22 protein-coding genes and 1 riboswitch are annotated in these 23,820 nt (G+C 37.0%); of the genes, 2 read left to right on the top strand and 20 right to left on the bottom strand.

What is annotated here, in order from left to right:
• Positions 1-46 precede the first annotated feature (46 nt).
• From V179_RS0111500 to V179_RS0111540, 8 genes are all read right to left on the bottom strand, one after another.
• On the bottom strand, positions 47-1,324 hold the full coding sequence (locus tag V179_RS0111500) for a Glu/Leu/Phe/Val family dehydrogenase (protein WP_028391578.1): 1,278 nt from the start codon (positions 1,322-1,324) through the stop codon (positions 47-49).
• A gap of 418 nt (positions 1,325-1,742) precedes the next feature.
• Positions 1,743-2,318, bottom strand: a complete 576-nt coding sequence (locus V179_RS0111505) for an adaptor protein MecA (RefSeq protein ID WP_028391579.1) — start codon at positions 2,316-2,318, stop codon at positions 1,743-1,745.
• A gap of 143 nt (positions 2,319-2,461) precedes the next feature.
• Positions 2,462-3,262 carry a metallophosphoesterase gene (locus tag V179_RS0111510; RefSeq protein WP_034301063.1) on the bottom strand — a complete coding sequence of 267 codons (801 nt, stop codon included), beginning with the start codon at positions 3,260-3,262 and terminating at the stop codon, positions 2,462-2,464.
• 322 nt (positions 3,263-3,584) lie between these two features.
• Positions 3,585-4,043 carry a YpbF family protein gene (locus V179_RS0111520; RefSeq protein ID WP_028391581.1) on the bottom strand — a complete coding sequence of 153 codons (459 nt, stop codon included), beginning with the start codon at positions 4,041-4,043 and terminating at the stop codon, positions 3,585-3,587.
• 68 nt (positions 4,044-4,111) lie between these two features.
• The gene (locus tag V179_RS29115; protein WP_051404936.1) at positions 4,112-4,714 is read right to left on the bottom strand and encodes a LysM peptidoglycan-binding domain-containing protein; all 603 of its coding nucleotides are present in this window, start codon (positions 4,712-4,714) and stop codon (positions 4,112-4,114) included.
• Complete coding sequence (locus V179_RS0111530; protein ID WP_028391582.1) at positions 4,711-5,313, bottom strand: CPBP family intramembrane glutamic endopeptidase; 603 nt, start codon at positions 5,311-5,313, stop codon at positions 4,711-4,713. The genes V179_RS29115 and V179_RS0111530 overlap by 4 nt, the downstream gene beginning before the upstream one ends.
• Positions 5,294-6,814, bottom strand: a complete 1,521-nt coding sequence (locus tag V179_RS0111535; protein ID WP_028391583.1) for a RecQ family ATP-dependent DNA helicase — start codon at positions 6,812-6,814, stop codon at positions 5,294-5,296. Before V179_RS0111535 ends, V179_RS0111530 begins: the two co-directional genes overlap by 20 nt.
• A complete protein-coding gene (locus V179_RS0111540) occupies positions 6,811-7,881 on the bottom strand; it encodes a helix-turn-helix domain-containing protein (RefSeq protein ID WP_028391584.1) in 1,071 nt (356 codons plus the stop codon). The genes V179_RS0111535 and V179_RS0111540 overlap by 4 nt, the downstream gene beginning before the upstream one ends.
• A gap of 285 nt (positions 7,882-8,166) precedes the next feature.
• Between V179_RS0111540 and V179_RS0111545 the strand changes: the two genes are divergently transcribed.
• Entirely contained in the window at positions 8,167-8,415 is a 249-nt protein-coding gene (locus V179_RS0111545) for a ferredoxin (protein WP_028391585.1), read from the top strand.
• A 179-nt stretch (positions 8,416-8,594) separates the two neighbouring features.
• Here V179_RS0111545 and V179_RS0111550 read toward each other — a convergent pair whose 3' ends face one another.
• Positions 8,595-9,176 carry an ECF transporter S component gene (locus V179_RS0111550; RefSeq protein WP_028391586.1) on the bottom strand — a complete coding sequence of 194 codons (582 nt, stop codon included), beginning with the start codon at positions 9,174-9,176 and terminating at the stop codon, positions 8,595-8,597.
• Between the two features lie 170 nt (positions 9,177-9,346).
• Positions 9,347-9,476: riboswitch (FMN riboswitch) on the bottom strand.
• Positions 9,477-9,968: 492 nt separating this feature from the next.
• On the opposite strand from V179_RS0111550, the gene serA reads away from it, so the two are divergent.
• Entirely contained in the window at positions 9,969-11,552 is a 1,584-nt protein-coding gene (gene serA, locus V179_RS0111555) for a phosphoglycerate dehydrogenase (RefSeq protein WP_028391587.1), read from the top strand.
• A gap of 347 nt (positions 11,553-11,899) precedes the next feature.
• On the opposite strand, the gene V179_RS31045 is transcribed toward serA, so the two are convergent.
• The 11 genes from V179_RS31045 to V179_RS0111610 all read right to left on the bottom strand — a co-directional run bounded on the left by V179_RS31045 (position 11,900) and on the right by V179_RS0111610 (position 23,748).
• Positions 11,900-12,058, bottom strand: a complete 159-nt coding sequence (locus V179_RS31045) for a hypothetical protein (RefSeq protein ID WP_154664005.1) — start codon at positions 12,056-12,058, stop codon at positions 11,900-11,902.
• A 416-nt stretch (positions 12,059-12,474) separates the two neighbouring features.
• On the bottom strand, positions 12,475-14,250 hold the full coding sequence (locus tag V179_RS0111565) for an ATP-binding protein (RefSeq protein WP_028391588.1): 1,776 nt from the start codon (positions 14,248-14,250) through the stop codon (positions 12,475-12,477).
• On the bottom strand, positions 14,247-14,963 hold the full coding sequence (locus V179_RS0111570) for a response regulator transcription factor (RefSeq protein ID WP_028391589.1): 717 nt from the start codon (positions 14,961-14,963) through the stop codon (positions 14,247-14,249). The genes V179_RS0111565 and V179_RS0111570 overlap by 4 nt, the downstream gene beginning before the upstream one ends.
• A 294-nt stretch (positions 14,964-15,257) precedes the next feature.
• Positions 15,258-16,436, bottom strand: a complete 1,179-nt coding sequence (gene ccsB / locus V179_RS0111575; protein ID WP_028391590.1) for a c-type cytochrome biogenesis protein CcsB — start codon at positions 16,434-16,436, stop codon at positions 15,258-15,260.
• A gap of 12 nt (positions 16,437-16,448) precedes the next feature.
• Positions 16,449-18,086, bottom strand: coding sequence for a cytochrome c biogenesis protein ResB (gene resB, locus V179_RS0111580; protein ID WP_028391591.1), 1,638 nt, complete (start codon positions 18,084-18,086; stop codon positions 16,449-16,451).
• An 18-nt stretch (positions 18,087-18,104) separates the two neighbouring features.
• Positions 18,105-18,635: a thiol-disulfide oxidoreductase ResA gene (resA, locus tag V179_RS0111585; RefSeq protein ID WP_028391592.1), complete on the bottom strand. Its 531-nt coding sequence runs from the start codon at positions 18,633-18,635 to the stop codon at positions 18,105-18,107.
• Positions 18,636-18,740: 105 nt separating this feature from the next.
• Positions 18,741-19,484 (bottom strand): 23S rRNA pseudouridine(2605) synthase RluB, encoded by a 744-nt coding sequence (rluB, locus tag V179_RS0111590; RefSeq protein WP_028391593.1) that lies wholly within the window; start codon positions 19,482-19,484, stop codon positions 18,741-18,743.
• Between the two features lie 656 nt (positions 19,485-20,140).
• The gene (locus V179_RS0111595; protein ID WP_028391594.1) at positions 20,141-20,677 is read right to left on the bottom strand and encodes a spore maturation protein; all 537 of its coding nucleotides are present in this window, start codon (positions 20,675-20,677) and stop codon (positions 20,141-20,143) included.
• A gap of 6 nt (positions 20,678-20,683) precedes the next feature.
• Complete coding sequence (locus V179_RS0111600; protein ID WP_028391595.1) at positions 20,684-21,277, bottom strand: nucleoside recognition domain-containing protein; 594 nt, start codon at positions 21,275-21,277, stop codon at positions 20,684-20,686.
• A complete protein-coding gene (locus V179_RS0111605; protein WP_028391596.1) occupies positions 21,270-22,424 on the bottom strand; it encodes a serine hydrolase in 1,155 nt (384 codons plus the stop codon). The genes V179_RS0111600 and V179_RS0111605 overlap by 8 nt, the downstream gene beginning before the upstream one ends.
• A gap of 445 nt (positions 22,425-22,869) precedes the next feature.
• Positions 22,870-23,748 (bottom strand): superoxide dismutase, encoded by an 879-nt coding sequence (locus V179_RS0111610; RefSeq protein WP_034301068.1) that lies wholly within the window; start codon positions 23,746-23,748, stop codon positions 22,870-22,872.
• Positions 23,749-23,820 lie beyond the last annotated feature (72 nt).

Raw genomic sequence — 23,820 nt, forward strand, 5'->3', positions numbered from 1 at the left:
AGAATAGGAGATTTTTTCATTTTCATCAATTAATAAAGCTTAAGGCTTAAATCCAACCACGGAAACGCGAAGCTTCTGCCATTTTTCTTACACCTACCATATAGGCAGCCAATCGCATATCAACACGTCTTGTTTGAGCAGTGTCATAAATATTATTAAACGCTTTTATCAAGATTTTTTCTAGTTTCTCTTCTACTTCTTCTTCGCTCCAGTAATACCCTTGATTATTCTGAACCCATTCAAAATAAGAAACAGTCACGCCGCCAGAGGAGGCAAGTACATCTGGTACAAGTAGGATGCCGCGTTCAGTTAAGATTTGTGTAGCTCCCATTGTTGTCGGACCATTAGCTGCCTCTACAACAATTTTCGCCTTTATATCATGAGCATTATCTTCTGTTATTTGGTTTTCAATAGCTGCTGGCACAAGGATATCACATTCAAGCTCTAGCAACTCTTTATTTGTAATCGTATTCTTAAATAGCTTAGTAACCGTGCCAAAACTATCACGGCGATCAAGTAAATAGTCAATATCCAGTCCATCCGGATCATAAAGGGCTCCATAAGCATCAGAAATCCCCACGACCTTCGCACCTGCGTCATGCATAAATTTCGCAAGATAGCTTCCAGCGTTACCGAATCCTTGAACAACGACACGCGCACCTTTTACATCGATGCCTCTTTTTTTAGCCGCTTCATGAATAACAATTGTAACCCCTTTTGCTGTAGCTGAATCACGACCATGTGAACCACCTAAGACTAGCGGTTTACCTGTAATGAAACCAGGGGAGTTGAATTCATCCATTCGACTGTATTCATCCATCATCCAAGCCATGATTTGAGAGTTGGTAAATACATCAGGTGCAGGAATATCCTTCGTTGGTCCAACGATTTGACTAATCGCCCGCACATAACCGCGGCTCAATCTTTCTAGCTCACGGAACGACATATTGCGAGGGTCACAAACGATACCGCCTTTTCCGCCTCCATATGGTAAATCAACAATTCCACATTTTAAGCTCATCCAAATAGATAATGCCTTCACTTCTTTTTCAGTCACATCTGGATGAAAACGGATTCCACCCTTAGTAGGACCTACCGCATCATTATGTTGAGCACGATATCCAGTGAATATTTTTACTGAACCATCATCCATTCTTACTGGAATCTTCACTGTTAGCAAACGCAATGGTTCTTTAAGCAGCTCATAAACTTCCTCAGGATAACCAAGTTTGTCCAATGCTTTATGTATTACAGTCTGAGTAGACTTCAGCACGTCATATTCTTGTTCTTGGTTAGTATGGTCAGTACCTTTCTCGGCTACCATCTGTATACCTCCTAGAATCTTCAGTAATTACTTTAGGTCATCTTACAAAAAAACGCCACCATTTACCATGAAGGATATATCATGAAGTACGCTACACTCGCCAAATCAAAGGTGGCGGTAGCGAAGCCGGAATTTTGGACTTTCTTGATAAATCAGTATACCTGATAAAAAGATCGGCTACCTTAGTAAATCCAATCCCCGTCCCCATGTCCTTCATACAAGAGTATACACCTTTGTATCACTTCTGCAAAGCATTATAGTTGGAAAAAGAAGATTAATCACAAATTTATTGAAAGCGATATCATTTAACTCATCACTACTTTTGTAGATAACAAGTAGACTTGTGATTTAAAAAGCAGGAAAGAGCAATTAAGTCTTGTTTTTGTAGCTATTGCTCTTTACCTTTTTAATTGCATGTTTATTTAGAAAAATATTTCGTAAGTATTAAATGTGCGTTTTCAGGTATAATACAATTTCCATATTCCTTTAATCTGTAAATAGTCAGTGTAGACACATAGCCATATTCAGCAGCAAGTGAAATGATTGTATCATATGATTCTTTAGATACCTTTTCAATTAAAAAATAATATTGACCTTCAAACTCATAAAGGGTGATACAAACATCCATATGTTTGATACAATATGCAAGTTGAATTACTGCTTCAATATCGGCAAACATATATAGAATATATGGATGCTCACCAATCCGAACTTCTAAATCCAAGTACTCATCTTCCTCTGTCAAACTGTCTTCCTCGTCTTTTGACACAACAATAATTAACCCTTGTGCCTGTAAGGAAAAAATTTCAACCGCAATTGATCCGCTCATTTTAAAATTCATTTCCTCACAAGCTTCTTCCACCATTTCTTGAAAAAGTTTGTGAACCTTTAGAGAATTAGCTTTAATATCTTCTATGGTTATTCCTCGATCAAACAAGTCATCGAATGTTAAAAATATTTTTATCTTGTTATTCGTCAATCGCTCCAGCTTCATAAAAAATGCCCCCTGAATAACCATTTTCATACATCATATGTAAACGATTATTCACGGTGCATATCCTTTTTCGCTTCTATTTTGATTCCTCAATCTCATACCATTTTGTTCGTTCACTTTTGAAATCAACTTGATTGTTGTTACTATAGTTCAATGACTTTTGAGTGATCTTCCGAACCGTTTCCATTAAGTGTTAGTAAATGCGTCTCTGGTTTTGCTCCTAAACGTAAAGGTAACGTGCTTGTTCCATATCCATTACTCGTTAAAAAAAGCGATTTTCCAGCTTTAGATAACCCTCCGAGCTCATATGGACCAATACCAAAAAATCTAATTTGTCCTCCATGAGTATGGCCTGATAAAACAAGCTGAATATTATGCTCACTTTTAACCTCTTTAGCAATTAGTGGGTTGTGGCTGATTAATATTCTGAAATCATGCTCATCAGCATCTCTAAGAGCCAAATCATATCGCGCTTTTTTTTCACCGATATCTTCAATGCCAAGCAGTGTGATTTTTTGATTTTCAGACACGTTAATTCTCATTGATTTATTGTTAAGGATTATCACATTTTGTTCCTCAAGCTTATTTAATAATTCTTGCTCATTTTGTTCATAATCATTATTTCCCCAAACGAAATAGACAGGCCCAATTTCTTTTAATTTTTCAATATTCGCAGCCACTCGTTCTATCGGAACGCCACCTTCTCTTAAATCACCACCAATGATGACAAAGTCCGCTTTATTACGGACAAAATCAATTAGTTTAGGAGAAATCTTCCTTCTATGAATATCAGATATAAAAAATAAAGATATAGGATCAGACGACTCAAAAGCTTCAAAGTTCAATGTTTGTACTAAAATTCTATTTAAAAATGCCATTCGCCACATATACAAGACAAGGACTACAATTATGGCAATCCCTAAAATTACTCCGTTTAATATCATCTATTGTCTGCCTTCCTTCTAATCACTTACCATTTGATTAACAAAGTTGTATGGGGTAAAACTCAACCATTTTCCATGAAGGATCAATCATTTAACAAGTTGCACTCACCTAATCATAATGGTGGCGGTGCGCAGCCGGTATTCGGAATGTTTCTCAATATAAATTAGTTTACCTGCTAAGAAGATTTGTTGTATTGTTAAGTCGCGAAGCCCTGTCCCCGTGTCCTTCATAAAAAAAATAGGCTGACTCAAAGTCAAAGAGTCATGCCCCCCTAATTAAACAATTTACATATCATGCAGAAACAGCATGTATATGTTGTCTTTATTTACTTTCATGATACAGATTTATATCATAATTTTTCTTCATCATTTCGAACACCTTATGGCGATTTTTCCATTTCAGTTCAGCCTTCCATAGCTCTTTGCTTTTATGAATGATTTCTTTTCGCATCGTATGATATTCAAGTTCTGCTTTATCAACCTTTTTCTTCATGATACCCATATAGCCGTACAATCCCGCTGTTATTAATAAAAATAACATATGTGCAAACTGATCAACGAACACAGAAAACATTGTGAAAAATGAATAAGAATAAGGAATAATTATAGCAATATATAGGTAGGCAAACAATGATCCTGCGGAAATAATGGTTGCCCATATTGTTCTAAGATGTTTTTTTTTCAATGCCTCATATTTTCTTTTTCTTTCTACTACATGTTGCAGCATTTGTTTCGTCGCCTGATCAGTATTATCGTCTAATAATAGGATGGCTGACTCCATTCGCTTCCCCTCCAATGCGTCTACACCATCACTATATGCACTTGTCCAAATAAAATGATAGAAATCTCTTATTCTTTTTCCTTTAATGGGATTTCTAAAACTTGACCTACTTGTATTTCATCTCCCTGTATATGATTCCATTCTTTTATGAAGTCAATACCATCACCTGAATTATAATAGTTCATAGAAATAATAAATAAACTTTCATTTGGCGAAACGGTATGGTAAACAATCTGATACCCATCTTTTGACTCCTGTTTCTTATCTTTTCTCTCTATAACAGATGCTTTCTCTTGAGTTTTTTCAGACTCTATTGGTCGGTTAGCACTAGCAGGTATCGTTTCTGAATCATTCGTTTTTCCCTGCTTTTCTTCCGTCATTTCATTTGATTTTATACCATCCGTGTGCTTTGTTACTTCTACCGTTTCAAAGCCACTTACTAGCTTTTGTGGAGATAATGAAATCGGCTTTTGTTTTTCTAAAAACGGTAAAAGAAAAAATATGGCAATCGGCATGGCAATAAAAAAAGCAGCTAATAGCTTAATTAACAGAAACTTATTCTTTCGTTTTTTTTTCTTTTTCGCTCGTATCTCACTCCTGCTCGGCAAAGGTTTCGAGTTCATGTTTACATGATTTTTTTGATACTCATTTGGTGTATTCTCGGGATTCATCTATCTTCCCTCTTTCTATCTAGGTTCTTTCCTTTTTTCACTTTAATTATTAGCCCTAAAATGAAATCAATCGTGAAATGCATACTAATTGTTACATATAAATTCCCTGTCATTTCAAATATAAAGCCAATAAAAAAACTGACTACTATGATATTAACGAATAAAAATGGGTGAAACAAATAGCGATAATGAACAAGGGCAAAGAGAACACTTGTCCATAGTAAGCCAATATGGGTTTGTAAAACTCCTCTGAACAGAAGTTCCTCACTTACAGCAACCATACTTGCAACAACGGCAACCATCGGGTATGACAAACTCGTGAAGATTCTTTCATTAATTCCCCCGTCATTATAATAAGATTCTGGGAGGAGTTTCATCAACACTAAATCAAACAGAACGACAATGAGTCCTGCACTTACTCCAATATAAATAATTTTCCATTCCGAGTGAAAGATTTTCGTAAAGGATGAAAAATCATCAAATAACCAAAACCCAAGTATGACAGAAATGACCAAAAGCAAAATCTGTGTGAAAAATAACTGCATATGTAGCTCACGATTGCTAAGTCGTCCAATGAGTTCAGCTTGTTTGTTCTTCAATGTTTTTTGCTTCTCCTATCAATATGGCTGCCAATTCTTGCTTCCATGTTTTCTTTAGCGCTCTACCGGCTTGTTCATCATGAGGTAAAATTTCTAATAGCTCTTCTGTCACCACTCCGCAACGATCACAGCATGTTTGATTTTTTTCTGTTAGCATAACATCGAAGTAAGACAGAATATTTTCCCGTCTGCAGTCTTCAACCGCTATCCAACGAAAAAAACGTTCAAGTTTCGTTTGATTTTCAACCCTTCTCGTTTGAGCGATCTGCTTTAACTTCTCAGTTATCAATAATGGCTCTTCTTGTTCAAATTCTTTTACATAATGTGTAATCCATCTCCACTGCACATCTGTCAGTGTAAACTTTTCTCTTAAGTCTATTTCTAGTTTCGGTTCAATATTCCAAATCCCTACTTCATGAAGTGATGCACAAGTTTGTTCAATTTGATAATTTGTTGGCAATTGCTGCTCTACTAAATGTAGTGGTAAACCTTCATCGCCGTCACAATACAATAAAATGGCTACACTTTGCAACCCGTCACGGCCTGCTCTGCCTATTTCCTGTAAATAAGCTTCCATTCCTTGTGGTAAATGAAAATGAATAACCACTCTTACATTATTTTTATTCACGCCCATCCCAAATGCAGAGGTCGCGCATATGATACGTAATTGCCCACGAAGAAACTGCTGCTGGATCAGCATTCTTTGTTCTTGTTCCATCCCCCCGTGGTAATAATCTATATTTTTAACTCCATTTTCCTGTAAAAAGGTCGCAACAGATTCGGCTGCTTTCTTACTCGAAAAATAAATGATCGCTGCGCCATCAAAACTGTTCACCAGTTGCATCAGCCTTTTTAGCTTTTCATCATATGAAGAAAATTCCTCGACCATATAGGCAATATTACTACGATCCACTGAAGTAATGACTTCTTTTGGTTGCTCAAGCTTTAGTTTGTCTTTAATATCTGTTTGAACCGTTTTTGTAGCGGTGGCCGTTAATGCCAACGTAAGCGGATTGTTCAATATACTCCTTACATTTCCTAAGTTCAAGTAATCCGTTCTGAAATCATACCCCCATTGCGAAATACAGTGCGCTTCATCAATGACGAATAATCCAATCTCAAGCTTTTGCAATCGCTCAATGATACGCGGAATTGCAAGCATTTCTGGTGATAAGTAAATGAAGCGATACGAGTCTAAATGCTCAATTGCTTCCCTTTTCTTTTCATAGGTTAAAAATGAATTCAATGTGATTACGCTTTTTTCACCTCGCATTTTTAGTTGTTCCGCTTGGTCCTGCATAAGGGATAGCAAAGGTGAAACGATTAAAACCGATTTTTTTAATACATAAGCTGGAAACTGGTAGCATAATGATTTCCCAGAACCAGTCGGTAGCATGGCTAATGTATCTTTCCCTCTTAGAAGCGACTCGATAACTTCTTTTTGGCCGGGTCGAAACGTGTTAAAGCCGAATTGCTTGAGTAAAATGTCTTCTAAGTTCATGAATCATCACCTACTTTCGCCAGGACAAGACGAATTTGAAAATAGCTAATTTCACTATTGTCCACGATTTCTTTAATAGCTCGTAATTGTTTCGTTCGGCTCGTTTTAGAAGCTACTCTTATTTCTTCAGCAATTTTTGGAGTCATAAAGCGTGAAATATTAAACTGAGGATCAGAGTAAGCTAATTCCACAATATGATCTTCAATTGTACTTCGCTTCAATTTTCTAATATAGGAAATCTCTTCTAATGATTTTCCTGCTTTTAAATACTTTAATGTCATCTGTGTCGAGTTCGTTAACTGAATATGAGAATTGCCTTGAATATCTTTACCCACACTATTTAAATAAGGATATTCCCCGGATGTGTCATCCATTTTTTGTAACATAAAATGAATTGTACCGAGAAATAAGTACCGTACATGCCACTCGTCATCATCTAATTCTTTGGCGATTTGCGAATAAGTACTTCCTATGCGATCAATACCTGTTAATCTTTTTACAAAAATATCTCTTTCCTTTTCTGGTCTTTTCTCTAAAAGCATCGATAATTCATCAAATAAATGTCGGCCAATTTCCGCTCGATTTTGTCGATTTAGGGCTAGATACCGCTTGACCCATGTTTGGGTTTGAAAATTCCGTTGAATCGGATAAAATCGATTTTGCTTGTGAATAATATGTGATATAGTTTGAATAAGAAGGCTTAATCTACTCCAATACGTTTGGGTACGATTTTGAAATCTAAATCCATTCAAAGTTTCTGGAAATGGGTACTTGTCCAGATGTTGTTTTAACAATTCCTGACCGATTGAGGTTATCATATAATAGCCATTCTGAGATAAAGTACTAATCAACCCTGATTGAAGCAAATAATCAACAGTTATTTCAAGCTGTCTTCTTGTCAAATCAGGTAGTGTACCTAACAGCTTGGTTAGTCCAAACAGATGAACATCTTGAATCGTTTGAGACGATTTTTTCCCCTTTAGCATATGCAAAATAGCGTAAACGGAGCGTTCTCCATTAATAATACGAATACAATCGAGTACGATCATGTCAAAGTAATTTTGCATGTATTATATTCACAACCTTGTTATAATCTTTGTTACCATTGTACCAAATCATTGAAGTTTATAGGTCATGAAACCCGATTGATTTATAAAAAATGAGCATTTTTTTGTAAATCAATCGGATTTATATCACAAATGCATATTTTAATTTGACAAGACCTAGTACAAATAGTGTTTTCATTACATTTATATTGAAAATTTCTACATTCAGTTTTACAATAAGGAAGTATGAATACATGAAACAATTTAGAAGTAGAAAAGTTCGGATTTACCGGGAGGAGTTTTGTAATGGCTAAATATACAATCGTTGACAAGGATACTTGCATCGCTTGTGGTGCTTGTGGAGCTGCGGCGCCTGACATTTATGATTATGATGATGAAGGCATTGCTTTCGTTATACTAGATGATAATGAGGGAACAGTTGAAGTTCCTGATGTTCTTTTAGATGATATGATGGACGCATTTGAAGGCTGTCCAACAGATTCCATCAAAATTGCAGATGAACCATTTGATGGGGACGCTACTAAATTTGAGTAATAATTAACTTGATATTCAAAGAGCTATCCTTAAAGGTCTGGCCTCTACTAATTCTAGGTATGAGGTCCGATCTTTTTTTACGGGATAGCTCTTTTTACTGCATCTATAAAAAAAGATGAAGGTATCTCAAAAGAGTCAGACCCTTTTGAGATACCTTCATCCTTTTTCAACTATTCACTTCAAACATTGTGTGATAATGCTTGTTTTTCAATCCACGTTTTCATTCTTATATAAAGCAGCGTAAATACGATGGTAATCAATCCACCCTTCAAAATGTTGAATGGAAGGATTGCAGTTGTAACAAATTGTCTTGTTTCCTGAGATGACATGGCATCCCAGTTCATAAATAACGTATACGCCGGAAGAATCACATAATAATTTAGCACACTCATAAACAATGACATGATAATAGTACCCATAACTAAAGCAATTGTCATACCGTGTTTTGAATTTAACATCTTAAAAATATAATATGTTGGCAGAACGAATAATACCCCAGCAACAAAGTTAGCAATATGTCCTACAGGAACGCCCGTCGGACTTCCAATCATAACAAAATCCAATACGTTTTTAAGCAATTCAACAATAATCCCTGCAACAGGACCGAAAATAAGCGCAGCTATTATCGCTGGAATATCGCTAAAATCAATCTTTAAAAATGGTGGTAAACCTGGGAATGGAAAATTCAATAACATTAACACATAAGAAATACTCCCTAACATCGCCAAAATTACCAGTTTCTTTACATTGTACACCTTCATAGATCTCTCTCCTTCTTTTTTGTGATCTACCCCACGAAAAAGAGGATTGGTTCCATCGAAATGATTTGCATCCATTAAAATACCCTTTAATTCAAAGAACTAAAGGGAGCTTTAAAGGTATCAGCAAATAAACGTTCAAGTCATGTGAATTTGAACATTTCTCAAGAGACCTCCATCTTCTCCCATCCAGACTATACTGTCGGCTTTGGAATCTCACCAAATCAACCCGAAGGTTCGCGGGCTTTGAAGATTTACTTCATCACCGCCGGTGGGGAATTACACCCCGCCCCGAAGATAGACCTATTCAATTTTTTTCGTATCCGAAAAAGTAATTAACCAGTACGACATAAGTAAAAGTTTATGTGATCAGATTAGCATCCTTTACCTATCTTAAGATTGATAACAAGCTGCTACTAATCTATTTCACATCCATTCTCACATATTCATACTATCTTAATTGGTATTAATTTATCATTGAACGTAAAAAAAAGCAAGGATTTAAATTTGCAATATGACTAAATAAGTGATAAATGATAAAAACCTTGTTCGTTTTACTTGAGAAACATCTAATTTACTTATTAAGTGATACTTCAATTAGTGAGGGGTTTGACTTTCCGTTAATGCGGGATATAATCTTTTTCTTGCTTTTTTATTTCTACCAAACCACATTATTTTTAGAAACACTAAAGATTTACATATTTTTTACATCTATCTCAAATTGACACTCGTATACCCATCCTGTAAAATTAACTGAAAATTAAGTGAATTATACAGGATGGGTGGTGTTTGGTTTTGTACCAGATTTTAGTGGCAGATGCAATTAAACCAGAAGGGCTCGGACCATTATTAGAAAGTCCAAAGGTCCATCTCATTGAAAAAACAGTAGTAGAAGCAAAACATCAACTTCATGAAATCGATGCAATTCTTGTTAGAAGCGCAACCACTGTGACTGAAGAATTAATTTCTTCTATGCCAAATCTGAAAATCATCGCTCGGGCTGGGGTCGGAATCGATAATATCGATGTCCCCGCTGCTACTAAACGCGGTATCGTCGTTGTCAACGCACCGGACGGGAACACAATCTCGACAGCTGAGCACACTTTTGCCATGATGGCTGCTTTAATGCGCCATATCCCTCAAGCTCGAGCTTCACTTAAGAATGGAGAATGGAAACGATCTTCATTTATAGGAACAGAGCTATACGGAAAAAATCTAGGAATTGTCGGAATGGGTAGAATCGGCAGTGAAATAGCTAAACGCGCCAAAGTTTTCGGCATGGATGTGCTCGTCTATGATCCATTCTTAACGTCTGATCGAGCGAAGAAAATGGGTGTGACATCGCTTGAGCTGGCAAAACTATTAACCTTGGCTGATATTATAACGGTACATACCCCTCTTACACCAGAAACCAGAAACCTAATTAATAAAAAAAATTTATTAACATGCAAAAAAGGGGTATATCTATTAAATTGCGCTAGAGGCGGCATTATAAATGAAGAAGATTTGTACGAATTAATTATTAAGGGGCATATTGCTGGAGCTGCCATTGATGTTTTTGCAGAAGAACCACCACTTGGACATCAGTTACTCGAACTTGATTCAGTTATTGCAACACCTCACCTTGGGGCATCAACGAAAGAAGCCCAATTAAATGTAGCGACCCAAGTTGCCCAAGAAGTTTTATCTTTCCTTAATGGTAATCCTGTCACGAGTTCTATCAATCTTCCTGCGATATCCAAAGAAGTTTTTGCTAAAGTCCAACCTTTTTATGAACTAATAAAACAGATGGGCTCTATTGTCAGTCAAAGTATGCCTGAGGGAATTCATGAAATTACGGTGAATTACGCAGGTGAAGTGTTGGATTTTGATACAAGTATATTAACAAAAAGTTTGTTATCTGGGTTCTTTAAGTCTAGATTAGATGTGCCCGTCAATGAAGTAAATGCTTTTTTGATTGCCAAAGAGCGCGGCCTGACAATCGGCGAAAAAACTTCACACGATACCTTTGGCTATAGTAACTTCATTACCGTTACAGCCAAAGGTGATAACAAACAACTTGGCATTAGTGGAACATATGTAGATCACTATGGCTCACGTATCGTTCGTTTAAATGATTTCACAATTGATTTCCATCCTGAAGGAAATCTGCTATACGTTCAGCATATGGACCGCCCTGGTGTAATTGGCCGTGTCGGTAAAATACTCGGTGACCACGGGGAGAACATTGCGACTATGCAAGTTGGCCGTAAACAAGCTGGTGGGGAAGCCATCATGTTACTCTCATTTGATAATCCATTAAGTGATGACATATTAAGAAAACTTAAACAACTTGATGATATTACGTTTTTATACAGAATCACATTACATGGAAGTTAGCTAACTATCAGTTAATGATCTAAAAGGCTGTTCTATTTGAAAAGATCAGAACCCACATTTACTATATTCCAATAAATCACAGACTAAGTTCGCCGCTCGTTATGGCTTCATCTGTATGATTCATATCTTATAGGCCTAAACTTCCTTTTGAAACCCACAAAGGCAAGTTTCACTGTCTCTCCACTAATCAGGATTTTACGGAAAGTAAGCCCCCACCTCTAAGCTTCGAGATGGGGGCTTACTTTCGACTTTCCGTTAATGCGGGATAAACGGTATATAGTGTGTGAGGTGACCCTTTTTGCCTGTTCATGACTCATTTGGTAATGCTTCTCTAAGTGAGGAAAAATTCACATATAGTGTTCGTAGTAATGCCTCACATTTTCGTTAAGTTTTCTAGTAAAAAAACCTTCGTCTACTTCACGCTTCCCAATCCCGCCAATAAACATCAAACTGATACATATCCCAAAAATCAAGACAATCAATAATCGTTTTCCATAATCCAGCATATCTATCCCCTCACACAAAATTTCATCAACTCTCTATTTGTATGAGATATGACCGATTTGTAGAACTTTAAATACACAATTTTTTTACTATACTGAATCCCCAATTACATTATTCTTTTTGGTGACAGCGGGTCCTTAATGGGCTATTTTTATAAGAAACGCTCCTACCATAATACTAAGTAAAGGCGTTTTGTATTAAGGACATGGGGATTGGGCTTCGCGACTTACTAAAATCAATCTACTTTGCAGAAATACGTACTTTATTAAGAAATGTACTCCAAAATCCAGCTCCGCACCGCCACCATGATTAGGTGAAGCTAGGGTGTTAAGGTATGAATCCTTCTTAGTAAATAGTATTATTTTCATGCCATAGGCGTTTCTTATGAAACAAGATTTTTTGGCAAACTATTCTGGAATTATTCATTTTCTATCATTTTTCGTGGCAAAATAAAGGTAAAGGTCGTTCCAATTCCTAGCAAGCTGTTAACCGAGATTTCCCCATCGTGAGCATTGATAATATTTTTAGCGATAGAAAGCCCAAGTCCTGTACCTGAACTACCTCTAGTTCTAGCCTTGTCTGCTTTATAAAAGCGTTCGAACACAAAGGCTAAATCCTCTTTTGGAATCCCCGAACCTGAATCCTTCACTTCTATTATCAACCCTTGACATTCATCTAGTCGTTGAATTATTTCAACCCTTCCACGAACTGGGGTATGACGAATAGCATTATCAATTAAATTCGTCAATACTTGTTCAATACGGTCAGGGTCAAACATCCAGTTAAGTTCTGGATTTTTCAATGAAGTTGACAGAATAATGTCATTTTCTTTAGCAAGTCCGGAAAATTTATAGACGATTCTTTCTAAATAATCTTCCAATGGTATCGAATCATAACAAAGTTGCATATTTTCCGATTCTAGTCTGGCTAAATCAAGCAAGTCATTAACGAGACGTCCCATCCTAAGCGATTCATCATAAATCACCTTTGCCATTTCTTTTTTATCCTCTTCACTTTCGGCAATATCATCAATGATTGCTTCACTATACCCTTGAAGCATACTAATCGGTGTTCGCAACTCGTGGGAGACGTTTGCAATGAAGTCGGTACGAAGTTTATCCATTTTCCTTTCATCCGTCATATCACGGATAATCGCAACTGCACCTCGGATGCTCTCACTCCCATATAAAGGACTGACGATTAACACCCAATCATGCCCTTGCAAAGAAATTTCACCAATTTGTTCTTTATCAAGTAGTTCTGAGCGATCGAATAAATTCATGAGTACAGATGGAACCATTCTATTACTTTCAAGTTTCTCGAAAGTCCAGCTATGCAAAAAACGTTCCGCAGGCGGGTTGGTTTGCAATATCGTTCCATCTCTATTAAAGGTAATCACGCCATCAGCCATACTTCTTAAAATGCTAGCTAGATGCTCTTTTTCTTGGTTTAATGCACTAATATTATTCTTCAACTGTTTGCCCATTTGGTTAAAAGCAATCGCCAATTCCCCAATCTCATCACCTGTCAAAATCGGTACTTTCGTATCAAATTTGCCCTTAGCCACTTCAAATGCTACTTCCCGCATTTTTGTTAATGGGGCATTAATCCTCGTAGATAAAAAGAAAGCAAATATTGTTGTTAGGATAATTGCCACACCTGCTGCAAGCAGAATAAATTTTGTAGTAGATGTAATGGCTTCTTCCATTGTTTCTAGTGATTGAAAGAGAAAGACTTCATCTTGTTGACCGTTTAAATCAAGCGGAACCCCAACAACTATTGCTGAAATCTCTTGATTACCAACTTTCAGTGGGAGAAGCAGTTCTTTCTTTACCATTTCCCTTTTTGTGAATACTTTGTTTAGACTAGGGTCATTTTTAAGAAATTCTGGATTAACACCGTATTTCTCCATTGATTCTGAGCTGAAAATAATGTCATTATCATTCAAAACGAGCATTTTAGTTTCGATTCCAATCATTTCAGATGCAATCTGTAATACTTCATCGGTGTCAGCATGGGTATTGGCTATTTCAACAATTCGTTTTGCAGTTTTCATTAAATTATTTTCAACTTCATCAATTTGAAAATTCCCAAAAAACTCGACGAGTAAAATTGTTAATATTATTAATACGAGGGAAACCAATAATAAAATGGTAGCCCATAACTTACCAACTACACTTCTCCATAGCTTCATTCTTGTATAACTTCGAACTTATACCCAACACCCCATACGGTTGTTATCATCTTAGCAGCGTTTTCCGATATGCGATTCAATTTTTCACGCAGTCGTTTTACATGGGTGTCTACAGTTCGAGGGTCTCCAAAAAATTCATAATGCCACACTTCTTTTAGTAACTGCTCACGGTCAAATACTTTGTCAGGAGACTTAGCCAAAAAATATAATAATTCATATTCCTTTGGTGTCAAAGATACTTCTTCTCCATCAGCAGTTACTCGATGTGCATCATGATCTATCGTTAAATGAGGAAAGACGATAATATCTTTCGTAGCTGTTTCGGATTGTACATATGTTGTACTTGAGGATCTGCGTAACAATGCTTTGACCCTTAGGACAACTTCCCTAGGGCTAAATGGTTTTACAATATAATCGTCTGTACCTACTTCAAAGCCTTGTACTCGGTTAACCTCTTCCCCTTTTGCCGTTAACATGATAATTGGTGTCGCCTTTTTTTCTCTTAATTCCCGGCACACTTCGATTCCATCTTTACCTGGCATCATAATATCTAGAAGAATTAAATCATAATCTGTTTCGATTGCCTTTGTGAGCGCAATATCACCATTTTCCGCCTCATCAATTTCATAGTCTTCCCTTTCAAGATACATTCGTAATAAGCGACGAATTCTCGCTTCATCATCTACAACTAATATTTTAATCGGATTTCCCATATATGTAAGCACCCTTTCTTACCTCTATTTTACAAAATGAAAGCGAGCATTTCTATTCTCTTTCTGCTTTTGTACGAATGAATATTATGTTTGTCACAAATCTTTCACTTATTCATGCGCTTGTTTCATTAAAATATAGCAGCATCTCATAAAAAAAGAATATTATCTCTTTCGAATGTAAGTTTACACGCCTTTTAGCAAAATACTTTTATTAAACAGTTTTTTACCGAGCTAGCCTAGGATACAGAAAAGAGGCGATCCTTTCTAACGAATGGAAAGCGCCTCTTAAATTAGTTATGCATATGAATGAAGTCCAGCTAAAATTAAGTTCACAACGATCAGATTGAACATAATGATGGCAAAACCTACTACTGCAAGCCATGCTGATTTCTCCCCATGCCAGCCTCTTGAAAGACGTAAGTGAAGAAATGCTGCATAAAATAGCCAGGTAATTAAAGCCCATACTTCTTTAGGATCCCATCCCCAGAAACGTGTCCAGGCAATCTGTGCCCAAATCATTGCAAAGATTAAGGCTCCAAGGGTAAAGATTGGGAAGCCAATTAATATCGATCGATAGCTAATCTCATCTACTAAATCTAAGTTAACATTCTTAACTAGCGGTTTGAAAATGGCCGCCACTCGTCTACGGAAAATCAGGCGAAGTAAACCGTATAAAATTAATCCAGAAAATAGAGACCAGATCACTGTATTTGCTTTATTTGCATCGATAATTGCAGGCATTTCTACGAAAGGTTTCATTTTCCCTTCTGTCAATAAAACGCCTTCATGTGGACCTATTAATGCAGGTAAATGGTATTCAAACACGTCTTCTTTATTATATTTATTCATCCATGTAAAGTTTGCTTTATAATCCAATGCAGAAAAAGTCGACGTGATGATGACAAAAGCAAGTGTTGCTACCATGGTGAACATAATCACTTCAAGCCAAATCGTCTTCTTGTTCCTTTTTGACTGATCAACTGATTTTATAAGATATAAAATCGCCGCCACAAAGCTAATGGACAATACCGCCTGTCCAGCAGCCGCCGTCGTAACATGAATATGCAACCAATCACTCTGAAGTGCTGGAATGAGTGGTGATATTTCCCGAGGAAACATACTTGCATAGGCAATGATCAGTAGAGCGATCGGTAAAGCGAATAATCCTAATGCAGGTGTTTTGTAGATAAAATAAATCAAAATAAATGCAGCTATAAGCATCATTCCAAAGAAAGTTGTAAATTCAAATAAATTACTTACTGGAGCATGTCCGCTTGCTAGCCATCTTGTAATAAAATAGCCAACCTGTGCAACAAATCCTAATATTGTTAACCCAATAGCTATTATTGCCCATTTGTTTTGTTTTTTTTCAGTTTCCCCTTTTTTATCCTTTATAGCACCACCGAAAAAAAAGGTACCGACTAAATAAAGGACAAAAGAAGCATATAACAAGTTACCGCTTAATTCTGCCACGTATACCCCACCTTATTTCTCTTTTTCGCCTACTTCTTTGGCTTCCAACTGATCTTTTGGCTCTGTTATATTCGTACCTTCCAGCACCATGGAAATATCGCGTTTTAATCCATGCCAGTTTTTATTTGTGTGTCCTGCCAGCCAAATTTCCCCATCTTTTCTTTGAATCCAAATACGTCGATGATTCCAATAAGCACCTTGTATAACACCAATCATGAATATGCCACCGCCAACAAAGAAAATCCATAATGTTAGATCCTTTCTGACAGTTAGTGCTGTGACATTTCGTGTATCTACCCCAGCAAATGCCATCTTATACGTATTTTCTCCTAATGGCTCAAGCGTTTGTTGAATGGCAACAAAACTAACTTCACCTTCTGGCTTATCTGGTGTCTTCATATTAAAAATAAAAGCTGGATTATTTGGAACTGGTGATTTAGTAACAGGTTCCTGATTTTCATCAAATTCAAAATCAGGAAAATAGCTCATTAACTCAACCGAATAACCATTTTGCAATTTATACATGGTTTTTGGATCGTCCAAAGAAATAGTAATCGTCCCAAACGTTTCTTTCGTACTTTTATTCATTAAATTAAATGTCATTTCACTCAATTCATCCAGTTTATAATCGACTTGGTAGAATGCAAAATGATCGTGTTTTAATGGAACATTCACTTTGATAGAATGGTCTTTAATTTTTTGAAATTTTGCATCTTCTCCAGGAAGAGTATTGCCCTCTTTTTCATAGAGGGTTACATCAGCTTGATAATTTTTTACGATTGTTCCTACTTTATCAATGGCAGCACTGAATGTTTGGTCTTCCTCTTTATCATACACTTCTACTTTAAATTGATTGTTTTTCAGTGCATATTGACCTTCAGTTCCGGGAATTTCTTTCATTTCGCCTTCTCGTAGCCAAAGAACCTCATCGACATACATGCCTGGTAAAAATCGAAGCATTCCGCCAATCAAAAAAATGATAAGCCCAGCATGATTGACATACGGCCCCCATCTAGAGAATCGTCCTTTTTCCGCAAGAATGTTGCCGTTTTCTTCTTTGACTTTATATCTTCTGGATTCCAGGCTTTTCTTGATTTCTTCAAAATCGCTAGCTTGTTTATCTGTACTCGTTATCCCAAAGAGACGCTGCTTCTTTAAAAAACCTTCATGTCTTGCGATTTTCTGTTTTTTTAACGATCGATAAAGAGGAACAACACGGTCAATACTTGCAATCAAAAGAGAAGTCCCAAGCATCGCGATACAAATTAAATACCACCAAGAACTGTATAAATTATGAAAACCTAATAAATAATACAATTTACCTGAAAAACCATATTCTTTTTCGTAAAAAACCTCAGGTAATTCAGTAGGCGGTATGTATTGTTCTTGAGGAAAAATTGTCCCCACTGAAGAAGCGATGAGCAAGATCACGATCAAGCTGACGCCTACCTTTACGGATGAGAAGAAATTCCATATCTTATCAATTATCGATTTATTATAAGTCTGTGATCGACGTGCGCTCCCCTCATAACGCATATCGATCATCTTTGAGTCTTTTTGGGCATCATCTAGTACCCGACCACAAGATTCACACAGAATCGTGCCATGTGGATTCACATGGCCACACTCACAATTCACCACTTCTTTCATGTCAAAATCTCCCCAATGTTATGGTTTAATTCGCTCCATATGTTTTTGAATGCTTTCCTCACTTAGACTGCCTGTTAGTGTATCCACAATTTTTCCATTTTTATCTATTAAAAAGGTAACAGGTAGTGGATCTACTTTATAAGCCGTTTGCACTTGCTTATTCTTATCAATCATAATCGGAAATGTTAATTGATGCTTCTCAGCAAATTTCTTAACAGAGTAATTGGATTCTCCAACATTAACTGCTAAAATTTGCACCCCTTGTTCTTTATAGATCTGATATTGATTATCCATAAACGGCATTTCATATTCACAAGGCTTACACCATGTACCCCAGAAATTTAAAAACACTCCCTGCCCCTTATAATCAGAAAGTTTATGCGTATTTCCATCTAGATCAGTTAACACAAAATCTCGAGCCATGTCCCCTTTTTGAACGGCTTCTACTTTGTCTTTTGTAAAATTCGCATATAATGAAAAAACTAATGCTGCACCTAAAAGAGCAAGAATTGCAGATCTCATAATAAGCCGGCGCTGTTTTTTATCCATAACCATCCCCCTACATGCTTCATTCATGATTTCATTGTTGCAGGTTACACATATTGACATTATCTCGAAATAACAAAGTATTTTACTTTAGATAGAAAATTTCCTTTATTTTAGTCTGTTGCTCTTCCCATCTGTAGTAGCTAATGCTCTCATTTGTTTCACTTCATGAGGCGTCAATTCACGAGCATCCCCTGCAGTAAGCCCTTGTAATGTTAAAAATCCATATCGCTCTCTTTTCAGTTTCTGAACGGGGTGACCGATTGCATCGAACATCCTTCTTACTTGACGGTTTCTACCTTCGTGAATCGTAATCTCAATAATTGATGTTTGTTTTTTCTTATCACTCGAGAGAAACTTCACTTTCGCAGGTGCTGTTTTTCCATCTTCTAATACGATTCCTTTTTCAAGCTTCTTCAAACTTTCACGTAGTGGTATTCCTTTCACCTTTGCAACATACACCTTATCTACTTCGTGCTTCGGATGCATTAATACGTTAGCAAAATCGCCATCATTAGTCATCAACAGCAAGCCAGACGTATCATAATCAAGACGACCTACAGGATAAATACGCTCCTCAATTTCATAAAAATAGTCTGTTACGACTTTCCTGTTTTTATCATCCGATACAGCAGAAATAACGCCACGCGGCTTATAAAACAAGAAATAAACAGGTTTTTCTTTTTCAAGCGGGACACCATTTACCTCAACTTTATCATTCGGTCCTACTTTAATTCCTAATTCTTTTACGACTTTACCATTTACTTTCACTTTGCCTTCTTGAATCCACTCTTCTGCTTTTCTTCTTGAACTCATGCCAGCATGTGCAATAACTTTTTGTAACCTTTCCATCTATCTTTCACCTCATCAAATGTTGTTTAACATGTTTGTAGAATAACGCAATCATACAATTATTACACATTGTACCGAAAAAAAGAAGGTGAATGAAAGTTTTTAATGAAAAGAGATGATTTCACTTTAAAAATGAGCAGTTACTAGCAATTACTTTTTCAGATAATGAATATTTTTTGACAATTATTTCATTTAAAAATGGAGATTAATTCTATATGAGTTTACCACAGTCATTCGGTACCTTGCCAAAAAAAGTTGACGATATTTCGACAAATTACAATTTACCGAAAATTCCTTTATTTATTATCGTTTCACTAGTGTTTCATAAAATATACACACTCGCTAAACAGAATAGCTACATTAGCAAATTCACGAAAACCAGTTCCTGTTTCCTTCATAAAAAAGGCTGGTTTCGTATCCTTTTTTGCTTTTAACCTGGGTTGATTTCCGTTACAGGTACTCGCTTTCCGCGGGCGGTCTTAGGAGCCTCCTCAGTGCTTCGCACTTACGGGGTCTCCCTGAACACGCTTCTCTAAGCAGGTGCCTCGCACCTTCCACTACAATCAACATCTTCGCGAATTTGTTACTTGCAAAAAACAACAATCTTAACGAAAGGAGACAAAAAAAGACGGATAGTATTTCACCCGCCTACATCATTATTTAACACCAAAAACAAATGTAACTACAACGATTGCAGCTATTAGACCAACTAAATCGGCCAACAATCCAACCTTCAACGCATCACCCATTTTTTTAATCCCAACAGCCCCAAAGTAAACGGTTAACACATAAAACGTTGTATCCGTACTTCCCTGTATCGTCGCTGCCAGTCTGCCGATAAATGAATCTGGGCCATAAACAGCTATTAAATCACTAGTCATCCCGAGAGCTGCTGTACCTGAAATGGGGCGGATAATGGCCAGCGGAACAATTTCAGCAGGCACATGGAGAAATTCAAGAAAAGGTCGCAGAAATTGAACAAAAAATTCAAGTGCCCCAGAAGCGCGAAACACAGAAATAGCGACAAGCATGCCGACTAAATAAGGGATGATGGCAAAGGACATCTGGATCCCTTCTTTCCCACCTTCAACAAACGTTTCATAGGTGGGAATTTTTTTATATGTTCCGTATAACAAAATACCGCAAATTATAAAAGGTATCATCCAAATCGATATTACGGTCATCCACTGCATTTTTAACTACCTCCTCCCGTTACGGACACGTTTTCTATAAAAGTAACGGTCAATTAATATGGCCCCTACAGCAGAGATCGCCGTTGCAATAATAGTAGGAAAAACAATGTCAGTTGGTGAGGCTGAGTTATACGTCATACGTATTGCGATAACGGTCGTCGGAACGAGGGTAATACTTGACGTATTAATAGCAAGAAACGTTATCATCGATCTACTCGCTGTGTTCTTGTCGCCATTTAAGTTTTTTAATTGCTCCATCGCCTTGATTCCGAGCGGAGTCGCAGCATTGCCCAAACCGAAGAAATTAGCCATCATATTGGATAAGATATAACCCATCGCAGGATGATTTGCTGGTACTTCCGGAAATAACTTTTTGATAATTGGACGAAATAGTGCAGATAATTTGTCCAACAAACCAGAATCCTGTGCAATCTTCATTAAGCCCAGCCAAAATACAAGGATACTCATTAAACCTAAAGACAGGGTAACTCCTTCTTTCGCCCCTTTAAACAATGCTTCATTAACAGCGTCCATTGTTCCATTTACCATGGCAAATATGACACCGATCAAAGTCATCCCAACCCATATATAATTAATCATGACGACCGGTCCCTGCAAAAGACTGAATGAGATCCTTCCAAACCCTACGCCAGTTTTGATCACTAAACGTTTCTTTAGATTCACCAAAAAAAATTGTTCGAGTACCAATTAACTTCTCTTCATAAAATATTTCTGCTTTTCCAACAATATCTGGAATGCTCTTTTTTTCTCTCCACTCGCCCTTCGGCTTGAGTAGTTTGATTTTCACTTCTACGTTCTCCTCTTCCTCATCCAAAAGCGGATACGTAAAATCATGCTTCAGGTAGATTTTCCCTTTATATTGCTTAATACCTACATCCTTAACAGGTCCTGCTTTTAACAGCTTAATTGGTTTATATTCCGAAAAAGCGTGTTCATACATGTAAATATGATCGTTCCAGTCATCCGGACCATCAAGTGTGACCGCAATCAAATTTAAGTCATTTTTAGTTGCTGTTGTAACAAGTGTCCGTCTTGCTAGCTTTGTAAAGCCTGTCTTGCCACCTGTTGTGTATTCATATAACCCAGTAAGCAAACGATTTTTATTTTTCCACACATAGTCCCAGTCTTCTTCTGAATTCGAAGCTCGATGCTTTTTCGTGCCTGAAATCACCCTGTATGTCTCGTTTTTCATGGCATATTGTGTTAATAGCGCCATATCATAGGCTGTCGAGTAATGGTTTTCCGTGTTGTCGAGTCCATGTGGGTTTGAAAAATGACTATTTGTCATGCCGATTTCCTCTGCCTTTTGGTTCATCATCCAGACAAATCCATCAAAACTGCCGCCTACCTCTTCAGCGATGGCTACAGCTGCATCATTTCCGGAACGTAGCATTAAGCCATAAACTAAGTTCTCCAACGTAATTTTTTCTCCTTTTTTTAAATAAAGAGAAGAACCCTCCGTTCCAACGGCATTTTGGCTAATTGTTACTGTATGATCTAATTTACCGGATTCTATTGCTAAGATTGCTGTCATGATTTTGGTTATGCTAGCAATACGGCTCTTTTCATGTGCATTCTCCTCATAAATGACTCGTCCGCTTTCCTGATCCATTAATATCGCACTATGGGCGCTTACAGGAAGGGTAGCTTTAGCTTGGCCTGGAAAGAATGTAAAAGCGATCATCACCATGCAGATGCATGGCAAAACTCGATATCGAAAACGCATGCAGTCCCCTCGTCCCTTTATGGTTTTGTACAAGTTTATGCATAAAGTAAAGGGATATGATAAGAAAAGCTGCCACCAGCGTTCGACTACAAACTTGTGAATTCTTTTCACGCTATAATGCGGATAGCGCTTAGTTGTTTTACAAACTAGCGATGATCTACTGGTCTAGGATAATCACTGACAACAAAGCTTCAGTAAATATGCAGTGCAGACTCTCATATCTACTAAATATCGTTTTAAGAACACTTAAAAGAGGATATAGAGTGCGAGGCCTGCACCTTTTTGTATTTCGTTTTATTTGATGTAAAGAAGCGGTGTTTAGTACTCTGAAATTGTCAATATCCAAGCCATTTTGATTTTTTTCTTTGGCGCAGACGCGCATGGACTCTTTTATAATATTCTAATTTCAAACTACATCATGAGTTTGAATGTGTAAAAAAAGCCTTTATTGAGTTTTCCATGTAAGCTGACTTGCTTTGTCAAATCTATATTGTACCTCAGGCCAGTTCACGATTTCCCACCAGTTATCTACATAGGCTGCTCGATCTGTTTTATATTGCAAATAATAGGCATGTTCCCAAACATCTAAAACAAGTAAGGGAATCGTATCCCATTGGGTTAAAATCATATGTCGTTCCGACTGAAGTATTTCTAATTTCTTCGCTCTAGGTGCCCAAACAAGTATTGCCCAACCGATCCCCTCAACCGCTTTTGCCGCTTCACTAAAATGTTTCTTAAAAGCTTCAAAACTACCAAAGTCATGATCGATTTGCTTTAACAAACTCCCTTTTGGTTTTTCACCGCCTCTTGGATCCATGTTTTCCCAAAACAATGTGTGTAAGTAATGTCCTGATCCATGAAAAGCAGCTTCTCTTTCCCAATGCTTAATTAAGGAAAAATCATTAGTTTCACGAGCTTTTTGCATCATTCGTTCAGCTTTATTAAGCCCATCTACATATGTTTGGTGGTGTTTATCATGATGTAATTTCATAATTTCTTCTGAAATAACTGGTTCTAATGCATTATAGGGGTAAGGGAGCGGCGGAAGCGTATGTTTTCCGATCGGCACGGATTTGTTTACATTTAGATCTTGTGGCTGCTTTTGCGAGAGTTTGGTTACGTTATGATGGAGGATATGGATACGTTGCTGAAGCTGTTCGATTTCAGAAGCAGATAGCTCATCTTCACTTATTTCCGATGTACACTCTAATAGTTGATCGATTTCATCATGTAGATCACTTGAATCATCCGATCTTTTGTCAAGAAAACTCCTTACTCCCTGAAGCCATTCTATAACGTCTTCTACATATTGTTTATTTATCATTTTCTTTCTCCCCCAATATCACTAAATCTTCTTTTTTTGCCCATTCTGAACTATCCTATGAAAAATTTAGCA

It is taken from the genome of Bacillus cihuensis (genome assembly GCF_000504145.1).
GTDB classification, from domain to species: Bacteria; Bacillota; Bacilli; order Bacillales; family DSM-1321; genus Peribacillus; species Peribacillus huizhouensis.